The sequence below is a fragment of the Actinomadura roseirufa genome (genome assembly GCF_900659635.1).
GTDB lineage: Bacteria > Actinomycetota > Actinomycetes > Streptosporangiales > Streptosporangiaceae > Spirillospora > Spirillospora roseirufa.
In genome coordinates this window covers 1-19,476 of record NZ_CAACVB010000020.1, presented here as the reverse complement: position 1 = coordinate 19,476, position 19,476 = coordinate 1, and the positions used below count along the sequence as shown (strand labels likewise).

Below are 19,476 nucleotides of genomic sequence, written 5' to 3'. Positions count from 1 at the left end.
GTCCGCCGCGGGTCCGCCGCAGTGTCCGCCGCGGTGTCCACAGCGCTGCTGGCGACGGTGTTCACCGTGCTGCTCACGGCGGTGTTCACAGCGTTGCTTCACGACGAGGTTCACAGTGATGTCCACAGCGAGGTTCACTCAGGGGGGTTCAGGTCGTGCGTGATCCGGAACTGGTGTCGTGCGCGCAGCGCGCGGCGAACGAATTGGAACGTGCCTGGTCGGAGTGGCGGCACGCGCGCGGGCTGGCCGAGCAGGTGTCGGAGTCCGTCGCCAGCTACGTCGCCCATTCGATCGACCACCCGTGGGGACGGCCCCGCGTGGTGCTGGGCCTGGACGCGGACGAGGCACGCGCCCTCGCCGCGCTGCTCGGCAAGGAGGACCCCCTCCGCTGAGCCGCCGGCTCCCGCTCCTCTCTGGCTCCGTCCCCTCTGGCTCCGTCTCCCTTTGGCTCCCGGCCGGCCCGCCGGGTGGACGACGGCCAGGGCGCCCGTGATGACCGGTTCGGACGCGCAGGGGCCGGCCCCATTTCTCCGACTTCGTTTGACGAAGCCCTGTCGGCGTGCAGACTGTCAGGGTCGGTAACGAAGTCATCACGGAGGACGGCCTGTGCGCATCCCAAGGGGCGGCCCCGCGGTCGCCGGTCTCGCGCTGTGCGTCGGCGCCCTCGCCGCATGCGGAGGGTCCTCCAAGGACGCGGGGCAGGGCGAGCTCGCGCCGCCGCCGAAGGCCGGGGGCGCGCCGACCGGGACCACCGGGGCGCCGGAGGAGCCCGCCGAGCCGAAGACCGAGGACGGGGGCGGGCTGCGCGGCAAGGTGATCGTCCTCGATCCCGGGCACAACGGCGGCAACGCCTCGCATCCGTCCGAGATCGGCAGGCAGGTGCAGATCGGCAACGGCAGCAAGGAGTGCGACACGACCGGCACGAGCACGAACGCCGGGTACGACGAGCACGCCTTCACCTGGGACGTCTCGAACCGCCTCGCGCGACTGCTGCGCGACCGGGGCGCGAAGGTGACGCTGACGCGCAAGGACGACAGGAGCGTCGGGCCGTGCATCACCGAGCGGGCCGCGATCGGCAACCGGCTGAACGCGGACGCGGCGCTGTCCGTTCACGCCGACGGCGCGTCCGCGTCCGGGCACGGCTTCCACATCATCGAGCCGATCGCGGTGAAGGGGCACAACGCCAAGGCGGTGCCCGCGTCGCTGAAGCTGGGTCTCGCCCTCCGCGACGCCTACCACTCCGGGACGGGCATCGACTACTCGAACTACATCGGTGAGAAGGCGCTGGATCGGCGCAGCGACCTCGGCGGGCTGAACCTGTCGACGATCCCGAAGGTCTTCATCGAGTGCGGGAACATGCGCAACCCCGGTGACGCGGCCAAGCTGTCCAGCGGCGACTTCCGGCAGCGCATCGCCGAGTCGCTGGCGAAGGGCTTCGACGGCTTCTTCGGCTGACTCCCCGCCGCCGGGCCCAGGCCCGTCCGCCCACCGGCGGCCCCTATTAAAGGGCGGGATCATGCCGGCCGCCCCTCGGTGATCCTCCGCCGGGTGGCGAGGACGACGGTGCCGCCGGTGAAGGCGAGCCCGGCGAGGACCGCGCCGAAGACCGTCGCGCCGGTCGTCAGCCCGGTGGCGTCGCTGAGATAGCCGGCGGCCACCGGCAGTGCCCCCGCGGGCACGTACCCGCCGATGTTGAGCGCGGCGTTCGCCTCCGCCAGGCGCCGTGCCGGGACGCCGGAGTTCAGCAGCGACAGTCCGCCGAGCTGGCCCATGCCCTGCCCCGCGCCCGCGAGGACGGCCGCCGTGACGAGCGCCGGGACGGACGAGGTGTGCACCGCCAGGACGAGCGAGCCCATGGCGGCGGTGGTGCTCACCGCCCCGGCCAGCAGGATCGTGGGCCTGCGCAGCCGCTGGACGGCGAACTGCACGCCGGTGGCGGCGGCGAACATCACGAAGGCCATGCTCCCCGCGACCGCGCGGTTGCGGGTGTCGAGCAGGCCGGACAGCAGCGACGGGCCCAGCGACAGGACGAAGGACGTCGCGGTGATCCCGGGGGCGAACACGGCGATCCCGAGCACGAGCCGCAGAACGCCGCCCTTGGGCACGCGCGGCACCCGGATCCAGCCGCCGGAGCCCGGCGCGCCGTCCCGATCCCCGTCCTCGGGGTCGGCGTTGCGTGAGGAGGCAGGGCTGTTCACGGGAGTAGAGCCGTTTGTGGGAGCGGAAACGTTCGTGGAAGCAGAACTGTTCGTGGGAGCAGAGCCGGCCTTGGGAGCGGACCCGTTCGTGGAAGCAGGGCCGTCCGTGGAAACAGGGCTGGTCGTGGAACCAGGGCCGGTCGTGGGAGCGGGTCCGGGGCGCGGCACCGGCATCCGCAGCGTGACGAGAAACGCGGTGGCGAGCAGCACGATCTCGACGACGAAGACCGTGACCGTGGGCGCGGGCAGCGTCTCGGACAGGATTCCGGCGAGGAAGGGGCCGAGTCCGGCGCCGAAGACCATCGCGGACGACGCCGCCAGGGCCGCGAGCCGCCGGCGCTCCGGACCGGCCACGTCCGTCACGGCGGCCATGCCCGCGGAGACGACGGCGCCGACCGCGATGCCCGTCAGCAGCCGCGCCGCGATCAGCGCGAGCACGTTCGCGGCCGTCGCGAAGACCACGCAGGCCACGATCGCGAGGGCGATCGCGGGCAGCAGTACGGGCTTGCGGCCCACCCGGTCGGACAGCACTCCGGACACCAGCAGCGATCCCAGCAGCCCGACGATGTAGAAGGCGAAGATCACGGTCAGCGTGCCGCGGGAGAAACCGAGGTCGCGCTGCCAGAGCACGTACAGCGGCGTCGCCGCGTTCGACAGGACGAACACTGCCGTGACGGGCCAGGCGGCCGGCCAGATCCACCGCGCTCCGCCGCGGGGCGGTGGCTCATCGGTGGTGTGGGTGGTTTCCAGGGGAATCGTCCTGGTCTCGGACATCAAGGTCTCCCTTCAAGGCGTCGCACAGCCGAACCGCTACACGGCTGGCCGTACACCTGTGCTTGCACGACCTGTGCTGTACGACTTTTTTCGAACATAGCATGCTGTACGATAAATCTCGTACAGGACGGGATGGGATGAGGAAGGGGTGCGGCGATGGCCTCGACCGCGCGTCCGCTGCCAGTGATCAAGGTGCTGCCGGAGCCGCCCGGAGCACCCGCTCCGCTCGCCGAGCCCGCGGTCGCGGACCTGCGGCTGGAGTCGGTCTTCGGAGCGCTCAGTGACCCGCTGAGGCTGCTCATCGTGCGCAAGCTGCTCCTCGATCGGGAGGAGTTCGACCACCCGTGCGGCTGGTTCGGCCTCGACCGGCCGAAGTCGTCGCTCACCCACCACTTCCGGGCCCTGCGCGACGCCGGGCTGATCCGGCAGCGCCAGTACGGACTGGAACGCCGCAGCGAGGTGCGCATCGACGACCTCAACGCCCGCTTCCCCGGCCTCCTGGACCTCGTCGCCGCCTGGGAGTCCGGCCCCCTGGCGTGAGTTGAGCCCGTCCGAGACGGGCTCTCTAAGCGGGATAGAGCCCTGGAAGTGGGACGGAGCTCTAGGAACGAGATAGAGCCCTACTGACGGGATGGTGCGTGCAAGGCGGGACCCGTGTGAACGTGGGGCGCGGATGGGTTCCGGGGGTGCGTGGAGAGGGGAAGATGGGCGGGTGGCTGATCTTCGTGACCCCCTCCCGCGCGTCCGTGCCGCTCTGAACGAGGCGGGATACACCGTCGCGGGCGTCAGGGAGCTGCTCGGCCCCGTGGCGGGTGGGGCGCTGGCGCGTGACGAGATCGTCCCGGCGCTGCGCGCGACCGGGGGCGGGTCGCCGATCGAGGCCCTGACGCGGTTGTTCTGGTTGCAGGTCCCGGTGGACGCGGGCGCCGTCAAGGAGATCGTGGACGATTTGGTCGGTGCGGGGCTCGTCGAGGCGTCCGGCGAGGAGGTCAGGCCGCTGCTTCATGTGGAGCCGTTGGAGGCCGTGGTCGGTGACGGACATGTGGGTTACGCGGTGTCCGATCTCAAGGTGCGGCCCGGGCCGGACGCGGCCGTCCCGGACGATCACGTGGTCGGTGTCGGCGGAGCGTCGGGGAGTCTTGCTCGGCTGGTTACCCACAGCCCTGTGGATAACTTTCTGGATGTTGGGACGGGATGCGGCGTCCAGGTGGTCCATCTGGCGACCCGGAACCCCAGTGCGCGGATAACGGCCACGGACGTCAACCCGCGCGCGCTCCGGCTGGCCCAGATGAGCCTTGCCCTGTCCGGAGTGCGGGGAGCGGAGCTCCTTGAGGGGTCGCTCCTGGAGCCTGTGCAAGGACGCACGTTCGACCTGATCGTGTCCAATCCGCCGTTCGTCGTCGCTCCGTCCGGAGACCGCCGGTTCACGTATCGGGAGTCTGGCCTCCCTGGGGACGATTTCTGTCGGCGGCTGGTGAGCGAGGCGCCCGCGCTGCTGAACGAGGGAGGCCGCTGCCAGCTGCTGGCCAACTGGCTGCACGTCGAAGGCGTGCCGTGGGAGGAGCGGGTCGGCGCGTGGGCTGAGGCGTCGGGCTGCGAGGCATGGATCGTCCAGCGGGACGTCCAGGACCCGGCCGAGTACGCGGAGTTGTGGCTACGCGATTCGTGCGAAATGGGGACACCCGAATATCGGGCCAGATACGGGGCGTGGCTCGACCATTTCGAGCGGCACGGCGTCACCGGTGTCGGATTCGGGTGGATCACGTTGCGGCGTTCCGGCGCGGAGCGTCCCGCCGTGCGCGTGGAAGAGATCAGACACGCCGTAGAAGAGCCCGTCGGCGCCTACGCCGAACGGGTCCTTGACGGACTGGTCGCGGCCGAAGGGTTTTCCACAGCCTGTGGACAGGGAGTCCTCCGGGTCGCGTCCGGGATAGTCCAGGAACAGATCGGAGAGCCCGGCGCCGAGGACCCCGAGCGGATCGTCCTCCGCCAGACCGGGCGGCTGCGCCGTGCCGCCGGGGTCGGGACGGTCGAGGCGGCGCTCGCCGGGGTCTGCGACGGCACCCTGCCGCTCGACCCGCTGCTGGACGCGATCGCGCAGCTCACCGGCCAGGACCCGGCGGACGTCCGGGCGCACGCGGGCATCGTCCTGCCAGAGCTGATCGCCGACGGCTTCTTCGAACCCGCCTGACACCTGAGCCATTGACCGTGGCCGACCCCTGGAAGTGCCGCGCGGTGGACGGCATCACGTGCGAGGACCGCGCGGGAAAGTGCTTCGCGGCAGCGGCGTAGGACGTGTACTCGGGATCTCGGCCGGTCGCGCCGTAGATGGCCGCGCCGTAGATGGTCGAGGCCTTCTCGGACAGGGCGGCGAGCGGAACACGTGATCGCCGATGATTGCCGGATGGTGACGCAGGCAGGTCGAGATGGGCAGGCGGGGCCGCTGGCCGATCGTGTCGCGGTGGTGACCGGGGTGAGCCGCCGAGCGGGGATCGGCTTCGCCATCGCGCGCGAACTGCTCGCCGCCGGGGCTCGGGTACTGGTGCAGTCTTGGACGCGTCACGACGCAGGGCAGCCCTGGGGCGCCGATCCGGTGGGCATGCGGGGTGTCCTGGACGCGCTGGGGGGCGTGGGAGAGGACCTCCATCACATGGAGGCGGACTTCACCGATCCGGAGGCGCCGGCCCAGGTCGTCGAACAGGCCAGTGAACGGTTCGGCCATGTCGATGTGCTGGTGGCCAATCACGCCCGCAGTTCCGGCCAGTCCCTCCCGGAGGTGACGGCGGCCGAACTGGACCTGTCGTTCGCCGTCAACACCCGGGCGAGCGTGCTGCTGACCCAGGCTTTCGCCACCCGGCACGACGATCGGCGGCCGGGCGGCCGGGTCATCCTGTTCACCTCGGGCCAGCACTTGGGCCCGATGTCCGGCGAACTGCCGTACGCGATCAGCAAGGGAGCCATTCACCAGATGACGCTCAGCCTCGCCGACGCGCTCGCAGACCGGGGCATCACAGTCAATGCCGTCAACCCCGGTCCTGTCGACACCGGCTGGGCGGATGCCGACCTGACCCGGCAGGTGAGCCGCGCATCGCCCACGGGCCGTTGGGGCGAACCGGCGGACGCCGCCCGCCTGGTCCGCTGGCTGGCCTCGGACGACGCCGCATGGATCACCGGACAGATCATCAACTCCGAAGGCGGCTTCCGCCGCTGGACGACGTAGCGCCGGCTGGACAGACCACAACCAGGCCCCGCAGTCACAGCCTGCGTTCATGCGCTGCGTGCACGGGTTGCGTGCACGGGTCGCGTCCAAGGCTCCGCGAGCACAGACCACGTCCATGGGCTGCGTCCACGGACTGGGTGCCGGAGCCGCGAACACGGACTCGCGTGCACGGGTTGGGTGCGCGGGTTGCGTGGGCGAGCCGCGTGCACGGGTCGTGTCCAAGGGCTGCGCCCACGGGCTGGGTACACGAGCCGCGAACACGGACCCGCGTGGAGGGGCCGCGTGGACGAGCCGCGTTCACAGGTTGGGTGCGTGGGCCCACGGACCGCGTGTACGAGCCGCGAAAAGGGACCCGTAGGCACGGGCCACGCCCAAGGGCTGCGTGACCAGGCCGCGTACACGGACGCGTAGGAACCGGCTGCGTCCACGGCGTGCATGGACGAGCTGCGAACACGGACCCCGGGTGCGGGCCGTGTCACGGGCCGCGAACGTGGATCCGGGTGCGCGGGACGCCTCACGGGCCGCCTGCGCGGGTTGCCTGCACGGGCCGCGTGGATGGACCCGCGTGGCCGGGCTGCGTGGAAGGACCCGTGTGCACGGGTTGCGCCACTGGGCCGTGAACAGGGGCTCACATGCGCGAGCTATGAACACAGGCCGGGAGCGCGGGGCGTGAAGGTGGGGCTTTGGTTGTGGAGCCATGACCAGACGGCCATGAATGTGTGGCCGAAGCGGTCGGTGGATCGTGTCAGGGGTTCCGCCCGATGGGCGGGGGTTACCGGCGGGCGGCGGCGAGGGTCGGGAAGGCGCTGGCGCGCAGGCGGCGGGACAGGTCGCGGTTGATGCGGTGCGCCCACAACGGACCGCCGTAGATCATCCCCGTGTACCCCTGGACGAGGGTCGCGCCCGCGCGGATGCGCTCCCAGACGTCGTCGGCGGTCTCGACGCCGCCGACGGAGATCAGCACGAGCCGGTCGCCGGTGCGGGCGCGCAGTCGGCGCAGCACCTCCACCGAGCGGTCCCGGAGCGGTGCGCCGGACAGGCCGCCGGTCTCCTTGGCCAGGGCCGCCGCGCTGCGCAGCCCGGTCCGGCCGATGGTCGTGTTGGTGGCGATGATGCCGTCCAGCCCGAGTTCGACGGCGAGGTCTGCGACGGCGTCGATGTCTACGTCCGCGAGGTCCGGTGCGATTTTGACCAGGAGCGGGACGCGGCGGGCACCGCCATGGACCGCCCTGTCCCAGCCGGTGGTGTCGCGGCCGACGGTGACGCGGTCGGCGGCTTCGCGGACGGCGGTCAGGAGCGGCCGCAGGTGCTCGACGGCCTGGAGGTCGCGTAGGCCCGGCGTGTTGGGGGAGCTGACGTTGACCACGAGGTAGTCGGCGTGAGGCGCGAGCCGCTCAGCGCTCGCCACGTAGTCGGCGGCGGCCTCCGCCTCAGGGACGACCTTGGTCTTGCCGATGTTGACGCCGACGACCGTGCTCCCGGCCGTGCTCTTGCCAGTGCTCCCGGTCGTGCTCCCGTCCCGGTTCCGCAGCCGGGCGGCGGCGGCCTCCGAGCCGAGGTTGTTGAACCCCATCCGGTTGATGACCGCCCGGTCGGCGACGAGCCGGAACAACCGGGGCCGCGGGTTGCCGGGCTGGGGGCGTCCGGTGACCGTGCCGATCTCGACATGCCCGAAGCCGAACGCGCCCAGCGCGTCGTAGGCGACGGCGTCCTTGTCGAAACCGGCGGCGAGGCCGAGAGGACTCGGGAACTCCAGCCCGAGCGCCCGGACGGTCAGCCCCGGGTCGCGGGGCGCGAGGACACGGCGCAGCAACCCGGCGGCGCCCGGCACGGCCTGGATCGCGCGGAGCAGCCGCAACGTCAGGTGGTGCACGGTCTCCGCCTGCATCCGGGTGAGGACCACTGAGAACAGGATTCGATACATCGCCCGCCAGTATCCCAGCAGGCGAAGTACCCCCGACAGCCGGAGTGTCCCCAGGAGGATGCTGCGTTTCTGTGGGTGGTGTGTTTCTGCGGACGGTGCGCTCCGCCCCTGGAGGCAGAGAGTTCCCAGCAAGCGGTGTGTTCCCTGGGTGCAGTGCGTCCCAGCGGGCGGTGCGCGTTCGGTAGGTGGTGCGTTCTTGTGGGTAACGTCCCTAGCGGGCAGTGCGCTTCTCTGGGGAAGCGGTGTGTTCTCTGGATGCAGTGCGCTTCAGGGCGCGATGGGTGTTCAGTTGGCGGTGTGTGCCTGAGGGCAGCGTCCCCGGTGGGCAGTGCGTTTCTCGGGGACCTGGGTGCAGTGCGTCTTAGCGAGCGGTGCGTGTTCGGTTGGCGGTGCGTCCCCAGCGGGCAACGTTCTCAGCGGGTAGGGGGTTCGCTGCAGACTGAGCGTTCCCGGGGCAGTGCGTTCCCGGCTGGCTGAGTGTTCTCAGTGGGGGTCGTGTCCTCCCAGTGGGCAGGGCGTTCCCTGCGGGTGGGGCGTTCAGCAAGCGTGCCTTCCGGCGGCCCCGGCTGACGGAGTGCCGCCGGGCGGTGGTGCGTTCCTGGGGGAGCGTTGCGGGCTGGCAGAGAGCGTTGAGCGGGCAAGCGCCCGTGGCAGGCATTGCACTCTGGCCGGCGGTGCCTCTGGCTGGTGGCCGTCCCTGATCAGCGGTGCCTCTGACCGGGAGCGTTTCTGGTTGGCAGGGTGTTCGGGCGGGCCGGGTCAGTGGCCGCGGAAGGTCCGGCGGAGCGTTTGGCGGACTTCTGTGCTCGTCTCGCGCATTGTCCGGTGGACGCTGCGCATCGGTTCCCGGACGGCGACGCGCCATGTGTCGCGGACCCCGCGCCCAACAGGGGCGAGGACGCTCCTGCGGATCCAGCGGGTGGGCACGATGGCGAAGGTCGTCCAGAGTCGGCGCAGCACGCGGGCCGTGAGCCGCCACGTCCCGGCGATGCCTCGGCCGATCGGGGCAAGTGCGTAGCGCCAGACTGCAAGTGCGGGGAGCACGAACAGGATCCGTCCCAGCAGCGCGAGCGCTCTCCCAAGGAGGGCGAGCCCCCGTCCTAGGAGGCGCCACGACCATGCTGTGGACGTCGCGAGAACGTTCCAGAATGCGGCCACTAGGCGACCAGTCCCCCGGACCAGCCATACAGCCACCAGCAGCGGCGGACGCAGGACATAGGGCCACAGAACATGACGCCACAGCAGGACGACGGGCATGACCACGAGGACGGTCAGCAGCCACAAGAGCCCCGCCCCCATACCGCGGGCGATCATCGCGGCCGCGTGCCCCAACCACGCGAGCCCAACGCCGAGGAGGCGCAGTGGGTGGAGGAGAAGGATCTCGAGCACGACCCCCAGGCCGCGGGCGAGCATGGTGAGGAACCGTCCGGTGGGGGCCAGCAGAACGCGGTAGATCCAGCGCGCCACGCGTCCCGTGCCACGGCCGATCAGCCGGAGCGCGCCGAGGATCACGACGATCCCGAGCCACCGCAGCGGCCGGAGAAGAAGGACGCTCGCCAGCCATCCGATCCCGTCGGCGACCGCATGGACGGCGGCGGCCACCAGTCGTCCGAACGGAGCCAGGAGCCCGCTGTACAGGACGCCCCACACGGCGCCCAGCAACCGCCCCAGCAACCGGACGAATCCCGCCGGTGCCCGCAGCAGGACGCGCAGACCCCGTCCGACCAGCAAAACCAGGTCGTGGACGAGGCGCAGCGGCACGAGGGCCAGCACCGCGATGACGCGCGCCGGCACGACGATCCACGCCGGCCCCGGAGGGCGCTCCGGCTCTCGTCCCACCGTGCCCGGCCCCGTCGCGTCCCGCCCCGGAGGGGTCGACCCCACCGGCGAGCCCGGACGGTCCTTGCGCAGGTCGACCGCAGGGCGCGCATCCGGAACGCCGTATAGGCGGGGGCCGGTGGAGTCTGCCGTGGATTCCGTAGGGGGTTCTGCGGGGGACACTTCATACCTCGCGGCCGCTGGTCGATCTTGCAAGGTACGACTCGCGGCGAGCCTCGCCGGTTCCCCACGGCTCCGGACTGACCCAGTCTGATCGGTGCTGGTCGGGTTGAACCCGGTACGTGTCGCCCACCGTACTGCCCTCCGAGATGGGGGAGAACGGTGCGGCCGCTCCGCCTCGATCGACCACACGGGCCGGCCCCGAGCCGGGACCGGATCGACATGGAGGACACGACATGCACTTCCCTCGCTGGGCGATCCCCGCCGCGGCCGCCCTGACCGCGACCGGACTGGTGCTCACCGCCTGCGGGCAGGAGGACGCCGGACGGCAGCGGAACGCCGCGGCCGGAAGCCGAGCCGAACCCTCGTCCGAGCCGTCCAGCACGCCGTCCACCGAGACGACCGCCCTGGAGGTGGCCAGCGTCACGAAACTCGGCAAGGTCGTCACGGACGGCGCGGGCAAGACGCTCTACCGCTTCGACAACGACACCGCGCGACCCTCCGCGTCAACCTGCCTGGAAGCCTGCGCCATGACGTGGCCGCCGGTCTGGGCCGGCTCCGGCGACACTCCCGTCAAGGGCGTCGAGCAGTCGCTGGTCGGCAAGGTCAAGCGGCCGGACGGCAAGTGGCAGGTGACGCTCGGTGGGTGGCCGCTGTACCGGTTCGCCAAGGATCAGAGCCCCGGTGACGTGAAGGGGCAGGGCGTGAACGGCACCTGGTTCGCCGCCGCGCCGACAGGTAAGAAGGCGGGCGCGCTCGCCGCGCCGCAGGCACCCGAGGCCGCGCCGAAGAATCCGTCCGGAAACGGGAATGGTGGCCGGTGGAAGGGCTGGACGGTCGTCAAGGCCAAACAGGACCCCAAACTCGGACTCATCCTCACCGACGGCCAAGGCCGCACGCTCTACCGCTACGACAAGGACACCAGCAAGCCGCCGACCTCCACCTGCTTCGGCGCGTGCAAGAAGGCATGGCCGCCGGCCGTCTTCAATGGCTGGACGCACCTGAAGCTGGAGGGCGTCAGCAAGAAGGTCGTCGGCTTCATCGAACGCAAGGACGACGGCGCCTGCCAGCTCACCATCAACGGCTGGCCGATGTACTACTACGCCAAGGACGCCCGGCCCGGCGACACCAACGGCCAGGGCGTCGGCGGAGTCTGGTGGGCCACCACCCCCGAAGGCAAGAAGGCCATGGGCTCCGGTGGCGGAGGCGGCTATGGCTCGGGCTCCGGTGGCTATGGGACGGGCGGGGGCTACTGAGCCGGTACCGCCCCCGCGCTGTCGCCTAGGGAAGGCCAGACGCCGCCCCTACACGCGGCCCCTCCACATGGCCCCCTGGACGCGGCCTCCTGGACGAAGGCGCGGGAGTCTCAACGGCCGGTCGGGGCCCGAGAGACTCCCGCGCCTTCTTCGCGTGTTCCTCACCTGCGCGAACGTGCTCAGCTTCCGTGACGAACCGAGAGTCCGCGGCCCGGACGGTCGCGTGTGGTTCGGGTGTGAACATTGTTCCCGACGGGTTCGGTTCCCCTCACCGATCACTCTTCGCATCTCGACAGTTACCCGTTCCGGTGTTCGAATGGGGGCGGATCCGCCATGGACGCGGCCCAGCGAAGCGCCCCGCAGCGCCCCCGCACAGCGGTCCCGCACAGCGCACCCGCACATGGTGGCTGGCTTCGGGAGGCCCGATGGTCAAGCGAGTCGGACAAGCCGGACGCACTCCGCGTCAAGGACGCGCACGAGGCTCCGGACGCACTTCAGATTCCGGACGCACTCCAGGTTCCAGAGGCACGCGAAATTCCGGACATGCACGTGGTTCCAGAACAGCCCACCCCGAAGGAGCGTGCTCCGAACGAGCACATCCGGGCGAAGTACGCCCCGGACAGAAACGCTCAGCCGTACGGGGCCGCCTACCCGAACTGGCCCGCCTCCTGAGACAAGCGTGTCTCCGTGGACGAGGCCGTCCCCCAGGACAGACACGACTCCGAGGACAGTCACGCCGCCCGGGACAGTCACGCCTACCTGAACTAGCACGCCTACCTGAACTGGGACGCCTCCTGAGTCAGGTACGTGTCCTTAGACGGAGACGTCCCCTCGGAGAGACACGTCTCCCAGGCCCTACAGGACAGACGCACCTCCCAGGACAGACGCACCTCCCGGGGCAGGCAAGTCTCCCAAGGCAACCGAGTCTCCCAGGAAAGACACGTCTCCTAAGACAGAAGCAATGCCCGGGACAGGCGAGCCTCCCAAGACAGACGAGCCTCCCAAGACAAGCGAGCCTCCCAAGACAGGGGCGCGCGAAAGGAGTCGGGCGCGCCGGTCGGGGGCACGGCCCGCCGGGTGCCGCTCGGGGCTTAGTGGCGCTGGCGCTTCTGGCCACGGGGCTCGGTGCCTGCTCGGCCGAAGGCGGGACGCCGACGCTCACCTGGTACACCAACCCCGACGACGGCGGCCAGACCAGGCTCGCCGCGGCGTGCACGAAGGCGTCCGGCGGCCGGTACCGGATCACGACCTCGGTGCTGCCGAACGACGCGACCCAGCAGCGTGAGCAACTCGTCCGGCGGCTCGCCGCGAAGGACTCGGGGCTCGACATCATGAGCCTGGACCCGGTGTTCGTCGCCGAGGCCGCCGCCGCGGGGTTCCTGCGCGCGTTCCCCGCGGCCGAGGCCGCGCATTTCACCCAAGGCGTGTTCCCGCCCGCCGTGCAGAGCTCGACGTGGGACGGCCGGCTCTACGCGGCGCCGTTCTGGGCGAACACGCAGCTTCTCTGGTACCGCAAGTCCGTCGCACGCAAGGCCGGCATCGACCCGAACGCGCCCGGCTTCACCTGGGACCGGCTCATCGACGCGGCCGTCCGGACGGGCACGACGGTCGGCGTGCAGGGCAGCAAGTACGAGGGCTACATGGTGTGGATCAATGCCCTCGTCGCGTCCGCCGGAGGGAGGATCGTCGGTGGCGCCGAGCGCGGCGACGACGCCTCGATCGAGATCGACTCGCCCGCCGGACGGCGGGCCGCGGAGATCATTTCGAGGCTGGCGCGGTCCCGTGCGGCGAGCCCGACGCTGTCCACCGACATCGAGGAACAGGCGCGCGCGCTGTTGAACGGCTCGCGCGGCGGCTTCATGGTGAACTGGGGCTACATCTGGCGGGCCGAGAACGGCGACGCCAAGGACGGCGTCATCGCCCGGAACATCCCGTCCGACCTCGGCTGGGCGCGCTACCCGCGGGTGAGCCCCGACCGCGACGCCAAGCCCCCGTTCGGCGGCATCGAGGTCGGCATCGGCGCGTACGGCAGGCACAAGGACACGCTCGCGGTCGACGCCGTCAGGTGCATCACCTCCACACCGAACATGAAGAAGTACATGATCGATTCCGGTAACCCGGCGGCCCGCGCGGAGGTCTTCGACGACCCGGAGATCGTCCGGCAGTTCCCGATGGCCGGGCTGATCCGCGACTCGATCGGCGTCGCCGCGCCCCGTCCGATCACCCCGTACTACACGGACGTGTCGGGCGCCGTGCAGAGCCGGTGGCATCCGCCCGCGTCCGTCGACCCGAATACGACGCCGGGCCGGTCGGAGTCGTTCGTCCGACGCGTTCTGCGCGACCAGGCACTGCTCTGAGGGGAGGGACCATGACCACACTGGAGAGCGCCCCGGCCGCCGGACGCCGTGCCGGGAGACGCGGTACCGGAAGACGCGGTGCCGGACGCGCCGACCTGTCCGACCGTGGCCGCGCCGAGCGCCGGCTCGGCCTGCTCCTGTCCGCCCCCGCTGTGATCGTCATGCTGATGGTCACCGCGTACCCGCTGGTCAACGCGCTGTACCTGTCACTGTTCAGCTACCGGATCACCGCCCCCGACGACCGCCGCTTCGTCGGCCTGCGCAACTACGCGACGGCGCTGACGGACTCCCTGTTCTGGCAGGACGTGACCACCACGTTCATCGTCACGGCCGTCACCGTCGTCGTGGAGCTCGTCGTCGGCTTCGGCCTGGCGATGGTGATGCACCGGGCGGTGTTCGCACGGCGGACCGTCCGCACCGCGATCCTGCTGCCCTACGGGATCGTCACGGTGATCTCGGCGTTCGCCTGGCGGTACGCCTTCGACCTGCAGTCGGGGTTCGTCAACACCTGGCTCGGGCTCGGCGACTACGCCTGGTTCTCCGGCCGCTGGTCATCGCTGTCGGTGATCGTCCTGTCGGAGATCTGGAAGACGACCCCGTTCGTGTCGCTGCTGCTGCTCGCCGGGCTGGCGCAGGTCCCCCGTGACCTCGGCGAGGCCGCGACGGTGGACGGCGCGACGGCGTGGCAGCGGCTGTGGCGGGTGACCGTCCCGAACATGAAGGCCGCCATCCTCGTCGCGGTGCTGTTCCGGACGCTCGACGCGTGGCGGATCTTCGACAACGTCTTCGTCATGACCGCCGGACAGCAGAAGACCGAGACGCTGTCGTTCCTCACCTACCGGCAGACGATCACCCGGACCGCGATCGGGCTCGGCGACGCCGTCGGCGTGCTGCTGTTCCTGTCGGTGGTGCTCATCGCGGTCGTGTTCATCCGCGGGTTCCGCGTGGACCTGTCCCGAGTGCGAGGTGACCGGTGATGGAGAGCACCCGACCGAAATGGCCGTGGATCGTCGCGTCCGCGCTCATCCTCGTCTGGACGATCTTCCCGATCCTGTGGATCGTGATGCTGTCGTTCAAGAGGCCCGGCGAGGTCGGCAACCAGAAGGGGTTCCTGCCCAAGCACTGGACCTGGGACAACTACCGCACCGTCTTCCGGACCGACCTGTTCACCGCCGCGCTGGTCAACTCCATCGGCATCTCAATGATCGCCACGTTCGCCGGGGTGGTGTTCGCGACGCTCGTGGCGTACGCGATCGCCCGGCTGGAGTTCCCCGGCAAGAAGCTGATCCTGTCGTTCGCCCTGGCCATCGCGATGTTCCCGGTCGTGTCGCTGGTCGGCCCGCTGTTCGACCTGTGGCGCGACCTCGGCCTGTACGACACCTGGCCCGGCCTGATCATCCCGTACATCTCGTTCGCGCTGCCACTCGCGATCTGGACGCTGTCGGCGTTCTTCCGCGAGATCCCCTGGGAGATGGAGCAGGCCGCGCAGGTCGACGGCGCCACCTCCTGGCAGGCGTTCCGCAAGGTGATCGTGCCGCTGGCCGCGCCGGGCGTGTTCACCGCCGCGATCCTCACCTTCTTCTTCTGCTGGAACGACTTCGTCTTCGGGATCTCGCTGACCTCGTCCGACCGGGCCCGCCCGGTCCCGGCGGCGCTGGCGTTCTTCACCGGGGCGTCGCAGTTCGAGCAGCCCACCACCGCGATCTGCGCGGCGGCGGTCGTGGTGACCGTCCCCGTCGTCGTCATCGTCCTGGCGTTCCAGCGCCGCATCGTGGCCGGGCTGACGTCCGGTGCCGTCAAGGGCTGAGCCCGAAGGGGAGCACATGGCCGCCATCACCATGAAGAACATCGTCAAGCGGTACGGCGACGGGTTCCCGGCCGTGAACGACGTGTCCCTGGACGTCCGGGACGGCGAGTTCATGATCCTGGTCGGGCCGTCCGGCTGCGGCAAGTCGACGCTGCTGCGAATGATCGTCGGACTGGAGGACATCACGTCCGGCGAGATGCTCATCGGCGAGCGGATCGTCAACCGCATCGCGCCCCGCGAACGGAACCTGTCGATGGTGTTCCAGAACTACGCGCTCTACCCGCACCTCACCGTGTACGAGAACATCGCGTTCCCGCTGCGCCTCGCCAAACGCCCGGACGAGGAGGTGCGCCGCCGCGTCACCGAGACCGCCGGGCTCCTCGAACTGACCGAGCACCTGGACCGCAAGCCCTCGAACCTGTCCGGCGGGCAACGCCAGCGCGTCGCGATGGGCCGCGCGATCGTCCGGCAGGCGGACGCGTTCCTGTTCGACGAGCCGCTCTCCAACCTGGACGCGAAGCTCCGCGGCCAGATGCGCACCGAGATCTCCCGCCTGCAGCGGCGCCTCGGCGTCACCACCGTCTACGTCACGCACGACCAGACGGAGGCGATGACCCTCGGCGACCGTGTCGCGGTGCTCCGCAAGGGCGTCCTGCAACAGGTGGGAAGCCCACGCGAACTGTACGAGCAGCCCGTCAACCTGTTCGTGGCCGGCTTCATCGGCTCCCCGTCGATGAACTTCCTGCCCGCGTCCGTGGACGGCACGTCGCTGAGTACCCCTCTGGGCCGCTTCGAGATGCCCGGAGAGCAGGCGGCCGCAGCGGTCGGGGACCGTGGCGTGGTGCTCGTAGGCGTCCGCCCCGAACACTTCGAGGACGCCTCACTCGTCAGCGAGGACAAGCGCGCGCGGGGCAGCATCGTCCAAGTACCGGTGGACGTCACGGAGTGGTTGGGCAACGAGCTGTACGCCTACGTCCCCTACGAGGCCCCGGCCGACCTTGCCGCCCAGCTCCGCGAACTGTCGCGGGAACTGGACAGCGACCAGCTCCGCACCCAGGCCGTCGTCTCACTGGACGCGTCGAGCCTCATCGCGGAGGGCACCGAAGCGGCCCTGTGGATCGATACCTCCCGCATTCACCTCTTCGATCCGGCGACCGGCGAGAACCTGACCCGCGACGAGGACCACGCGGCGAGGCTGACCCGCGCCGCCGAGCCCTCCCGAGCAGCCCAGCGCAGCACCCAGCAGCCCACCGAGCCCTGACCGGACGGACCCGTCGAAACCGACGCACCATTCGCTGATGTCGGCGCCAACGGTCCGGAGGGTCGGCCCCGGGAACTGCTCAGAGCGCCACACAGCCGGCTCTCCCGCACGAGGAGCCGGCCTCCACGTCGGCGACTAGTCCCACGACCACGCCACCCGCTTCTTAACTCTGCTCTCTTTTGCACGGTCTCGCCCTTGTGAATGGTCTTGGCACGCGATGTCGAGCCGCCCTCTCGTCCCCGTTACTTGATCTTGTCTGGCACGATCGGGACATGCCCGCCGGACCCATGTACGAGCGCTTCGCCCACGAGTACGCCGCCCACGCCGAGAACAGTGCCTACAACGCCCTGTACGACCGTCCCGCCGTCCTCGGCCTGGTCGGCGACGTGTCGGGCAAGAGCGTCTTCGACGCCGCCTGCGGCCCCGGCTTCTACGCCGCCGAACTGCTGGAACGCGGCGCCCGCGTCTCCGGCTGCGACGCGTCCCCGACCCTGGTCGCCCTCGCCCGCGAACGCACCGCCGGACGCGCGGACCTGCGCGTCCACGACCTCACCGAACCCCTCACCTGGGTCTCCGACGCCTCCGCCGACCTCGTCGTCCTCGCCCTGGCCGTGCACTACATCGACGACCGCGTGGCCCTCCTCAAAGAGCTTCGCCGCATTCTGAAGCCGAGCGGCGCCCTGGCCCTGTCCACTGAGCACCCCAGCACGACGTGGTTGCGCCTGGGCGGCTCCTACTTCACGACCGAACCCGTCGAGGAGTCCCTCAGCGAGGAGGCCGACTGGCCCATCCGTGCATGGACGCGTCCCCTCACGGTGACCTTCCAGGAGTTCCGCGAGGCCGGATTCCTCGTAGAGGAACTCCTCGAGCCGAGACCCGTCCCCGAGATGGCCGACCGCTTTCCGGAGGACTACGCGAAACTAGAACAATTCCCCGCCTTCATCGCTTTTCGCCTGATCCCCGATCCCCGCTGATCGCTGCCCTCACTCGCCATCCGCTCTCGCTCGGTGCCTGCTCTGGCTCCCCGAACGCTCTCATCGCCCATGCGGTCCTGCGGATCGGGGCTGACTGATCTGTTCCGCTAGAGTCTGTTTGCTCCAAAAATGTCCACTAAAAATGATCAAGTGAGAGTTTTGTGGAGTGAAGGGTGCGGGGGTATCGACGTGTGGCACGATGGGCATGCGCCGCAACAGTGAGAATCTCAGTGGACGGTGAGTGAGATCAAGCCCCCTGAACAATTCACCCCCAACGGTGTGCCCGCCTACGCCGAGCCGGAAACGTTCTCGGCGATGCACGGAACGGCCCAGCACCGTGCGATGGTCGCCTTCGACATCGTTTCTTTTTCTCGTTACAACGATCCCGACGTCCTCCAGCAAATGCGGCAGACGTTGTATCAGGTCGTCCAGGACGCCGTTGCGACCACGGGACTGTCGTGGGACGAATGCCACTACGAAGACCGCGGGGACGGGCTCTACCTCCTCGCCCCGGCACGCGTCAGTGTGCAGACGCTGATCGATCCGCTGGCGGCATTGATCCGCGCGGGGCTCCGTCGGCTCAACAAGACCTTCCACGCAGACAACCAGCTGAGACTGCGCATGGCCGTCCACGCCGGTGACGTCTACCGCGACGAGCACGGATATGTCGGCGCCGACCTCAACCACCTGTTCCGGCTGTTGGACGCGCCGGAGTTCAGAGCCTCGTTCGAGGACGGCGACCTAGGGCTGATCGCCTCCAACGCCGTCTACCAGAGAGTGATCAGCTGGGGCCCCGGCCTGATCGACCCCGCCGAGTTCCAGCAGATCAGCGTCGTGAACAAGGAGACTCGCTGTCTGGCCTGGGTCACCCCTCCCACGCCCCAGCCACCGCGAGACGCGAGCGCGCCGACCACGCCGGCGAGAGATCACAGTCTCCTCGGCCCGCTGCTGGTCGCGGCCCTGCGAGGCAGCCACCACTACGAGGACGCGCACCGATGCCCGGTGCTTTCCGAACTGCTCCCCGAATTGCGCCGCTGAGATCCGGGCGGTATTGGTCTGATGCCCTAGGTTGTTCCTCGAATTTGCGAATCACCATCGCTGTCTAAGCGGCCGTTTCTTTCGGCACGGACGATTGTCGCGACGGTAACTCTCGGCGATTCTCAACGGTCTCTTCTATCGCCAATACGTGGCTGATGTGAAGTGACGGATGAGGTGGCACTGCGGCCAGGTGATCAAACCGGGCCTTGCCGCCGGTTGCTGCCACTTCGGCTCGGCTTTGCGGCTGATGTTCCTTGTTCGAGTCTCAGATGCCCCGGCTGGGCCCCTCCTGCTCCCCTTGGCCTAGAACTATCAGCAAGAAAGAAAACGCGACAAGCTCGACAAAGAGGACTTTGTTTCCTGTCCGGCTCGCGCTTCCATTCGATCTCACGGATGTGTCCACCTGGCTGTAATTCTGTCACCGCCACCGGTGTTCACAGTCGATAGCGTGTTCGATAAAATAGCTGTATGAGTTCGAGTCGTGTCGATGTGGAGTCGATGTCCACCATGGAGTTGGTGGACGCGGCTGTCGCGATCGCGTCCGAGCTCGCCCGCCGGGACGCGCCCGAGAGTGGTGCGGTGTGCATGGAGTTGGCCGAGAGTCTGGGCCGGACGGTGGATCTGTGCGAGAGCGCCCTGTCGGGCCTGGTCGCCCGAGTCGATGTCACC

16 protein-coding genes are annotated in these 19,476 nt (G+C 69.7%); 13 read left to right on the top strand and 3 right to left on the bottom strand.

All coding sequences use genetic code 11. From position 1 onward, the window contains the following. The first annotated feature begins 155 nt into the window (after positions 1 to 155). Both E1291_RS06865 and E1291_RS06860 read left to right on the top strand, forming a co-directional pair. The gene (locus E1291_RS06865; RefSeq protein WP_067451750.1) at positions 156 to 392 is read left to right on the top strand and encodes a hypothetical protein; all 237 of its coding nucleotides are present in this window, start codon (positions 156 to 158) and stop codon (positions 390 to 392) included. Between the two features lie 214 nt (positions 393 to 606). Then, positions 607 to 1,455 carry an N-acetylmuramoyl-L-alanine amidase gene (locus tag E1291_RS06860; protein ID WP_306434449.1) on the top strand — a complete coding sequence of 283 codons (849 nt, stop codon included), beginning with the start codon at positions 607 to 609 and terminating at the stop codon, positions 1,453 to 1,455. Positions 1,456 to 1,514: 59 nt separating this feature from the next. Here the strand turns inward: E1291_RS06860 and E1291_RS06855 are convergent, their stop codons facing one another. Further along, positions 1,515 to 2,972 carry an MFS transporter gene (locus tag E1291_RS06855; RefSeq protein WP_131736879.1) on the bottom strand — a complete coding sequence of 486 codons (1,458 nt, stop codon included), beginning with the start codon at positions 2,970 to 2,972 and terminating at the stop codon, positions 1,515 to 1,517. Positions 2,973 to 3,128: 156 nt separating this feature from the next. Here E1291_RS06855 and E1291_RS06850 point away from each other — a divergent pair, with 156 nt between their 5' ends. The 3 genes from E1291_RS06850 to E1291_RS06840 all read left to right on the top strand — a co-directional run bounded on the left by E1291_RS06850 (position 3,129) and on the right by E1291_RS06840 (position 6,192). Beyond that, positions 3,129 to 3,512 (top strand): ArsR/SmtB family transcription factor, encoded by a 384-nt coding sequence (locus tag E1291_RS06850; RefSeq protein ID WP_131736878.1) that lies wholly within the window; start codon positions 3,129 to 3,131, stop codon positions 3,510 to 3,512. 133 nt (positions 3,513 to 3,645) lie between these two features. Beyond that, positions 3,646 to 5,163, top strand: a complete 1,518-nt coding sequence (locus E1291_RS06845) for a DUF7059 domain-containing protein (protein WP_131736877.1) — start codon at positions 3,646 to 3,648, stop codon at positions 5,161 to 5,163. A 192-nt stretch (positions 5,164 to 5,355) separates the two neighbouring features. Further along, positions 5,356 to 6,192, top strand: coding sequence for an SDR family oxidoreductase (locus E1291_RS06840; RefSeq protein ID WP_242613987.1), 837 nt, complete (start codon positions 5,356 to 5,358; stop codon positions 6,190 to 6,192). Positions 6,193 to 6,964: 772 nt separating this feature from the next. On the opposite strand, the gene E1291_RS06835 is transcribed toward E1291_RS06840, so the two are convergent. Then, on the bottom strand, positions 6,965 to 8,116 hold the full coding sequence (locus E1291_RS06835) for a quinone-dependent dihydroorotate dehydrogenase (RefSeq protein WP_131736876.1): 1,152 nt from the start codon (positions 8,114 to 8,116) through the stop codon (positions 6,965 to 6,967). Between the two features lie 759 nt (positions 8,117 to 8,875). Further along, positions 8,876 to 9,910 carry a hypothetical protein gene (locus E1291_RS06830; protein WP_131736875.1) on the bottom strand — a complete coding sequence of 345 codons (1,035 nt, stop codon included), beginning with the start codon at positions 9,908 to 9,910 and terminating at the stop codon, positions 8,876 to 8,878. 440 nt (positions 9,911 to 10,350) lie between these two features. Here E1291_RS06830 and E1291_RS06825 point away from each other — a divergent pair, with 440 nt between their 5' ends. The 8 genes from E1291_RS06825 to E1291_RS06790 form a co-directional block, all read left to right on the top strand. Continuing rightward, entirely contained in the window at positions 10,351 to 11,370 is a 1,020-nt protein-coding gene (locus tag E1291_RS06825) for a hypothetical protein (RefSeq protein ID WP_207400602.1), read from the top strand. Between the two features lie 1,094 nt (positions 11,371 to 12,464). Beyond that, positions 12,465 to 13,727, top strand: coding sequence for an extracellular solute-binding protein (locus E1291_RS06820; RefSeq protein ID WP_207400601.1), 1,263 nt, complete (start codon positions 12,465 to 12,467; stop codon positions 13,725 to 13,727). A gap of 11 nt (positions 13,728 to 13,738) precedes the next feature. Then, entirely contained in the window at positions 13,739 to 14,704 is a 966-nt protein-coding gene (locus tag E1291_RS06815) for a carbohydrate ABC transporter permease (protein ID WP_131736872.1), read from the top strand. Continuing rightward, entirely contained in the window at positions 14,704 to 15,534 is an 831-nt protein-coding gene (locus tag E1291_RS06810; RefSeq protein WP_131736871.1) for a carbohydrate ABC transporter permease, read from the top strand. Before E1291_RS06815 ends, E1291_RS06810 begins: the two co-directional genes overlap by 1 nt. 16 nt (positions 15,535 to 15,550) lie before the next feature. Beyond that, entirely contained in the window at positions 15,551 to 16,795 is a 1,245-nt protein-coding gene (locus E1291_RS06805; RefSeq protein WP_131736870.1) for an ABC transporter ATP-binding protein, read from the top strand. A 272-nt stretch (positions 16,796 to 17,067) separates the two neighbouring features. Then, positions 17,068 to 17,769 (top strand): class I SAM-dependent methyltransferase, encoded by a 702-nt coding sequence (locus E1291_RS06800; protein ID WP_131736869.1) that lies wholly within the window; start codon positions 17,068 to 17,070, stop codon positions 17,767 to 17,769. 237 nt (positions 17,770 to 18,006) lie between these two features. Beyond that, positions 18,007 to 18,807 (top strand): hypothetical protein, encoded by an 801-nt coding sequence (locus tag E1291_RS06795; RefSeq protein WP_131736868.1) that lies wholly within the window; start codon positions 18,007 to 18,009, stop codon positions 18,805 to 18,807. Positions 18,808 to 19,275: 468 nt separating this feature from the next. Then, on the top strand, positions 19,276 to 19,476 hold a 201-nt coding region (locus E1291_RS06790), incomplete at its 3' end, for a hypothetical protein (RefSeq protein WP_131736867.1).

Excerpts from the sequence above, each read along its gene's own strand:
- E1291_RS06845 (WP_131736877.1), top strand. The coding sequence starts at position 3,646 with ATGGGTTCCGGGGGTGCGTGGAGAGGGGAAGATGGGCGGGTGGCTGAT.
- E1291_RS06855 (WP_131736879.1), bottom strand. The coding sequence starts at position 2,972 with ATGTCCGAGACCAGGACGATTCCCCTGGAAACCACCCACACCACCGAT.
- E1291_RS06850 (WP_131736878.1), top strand. The coding sequence starts at position 3,129 with ATGGCCTCGACCGCGCGTCCGCTGCCAGTGATCAAGGTGCTGCCGGAG.
- E1291_RS06800 (WP_131736869.1), top strand. The coding sequence starts at position 17,068 with ATGCCCGCCGGACCCATGTACGAGCGCTTCGCCCACGAGTACGCCGCC.
- E1291_RS06815 (WP_131736872.1), top strand. The coding sequence starts at position 13,739 with ATGACCACACTGGAGAGCGCCCCGGCCGCCGGACGCCGTGCCGGGAGA.
- E1291_RS06805 (WP_131736870.1), top strand. The coding sequence starts at position 15,551 with ATGGCCGCCATCACCATGAAGAACATCGTCAAGCGGTACGGCGACGGG.
- E1291_RS06825 (WP_207400602.1), top strand. The coding sequence starts at position 10,351 with ATGCACTTCCCTCGCTGGGCGATCCCCGCCGCGGCCGCCCTGACCGCG.
- E1291_RS06835 (WP_131736876.1), bottom strand. The coding sequence starts at position 8,116 with ATGTATCGAATCCTGTTCTCAGTGGTCCTCACCCGGATGCAGGCGGAG.
- E1291_RS06810 (WP_131736871.1), top strand. The coding sequence starts at position 14,704 with ATGGAGAGCACCCGACCGAAATGGCCGTGGATCGTCGCGTCCGCGCTC.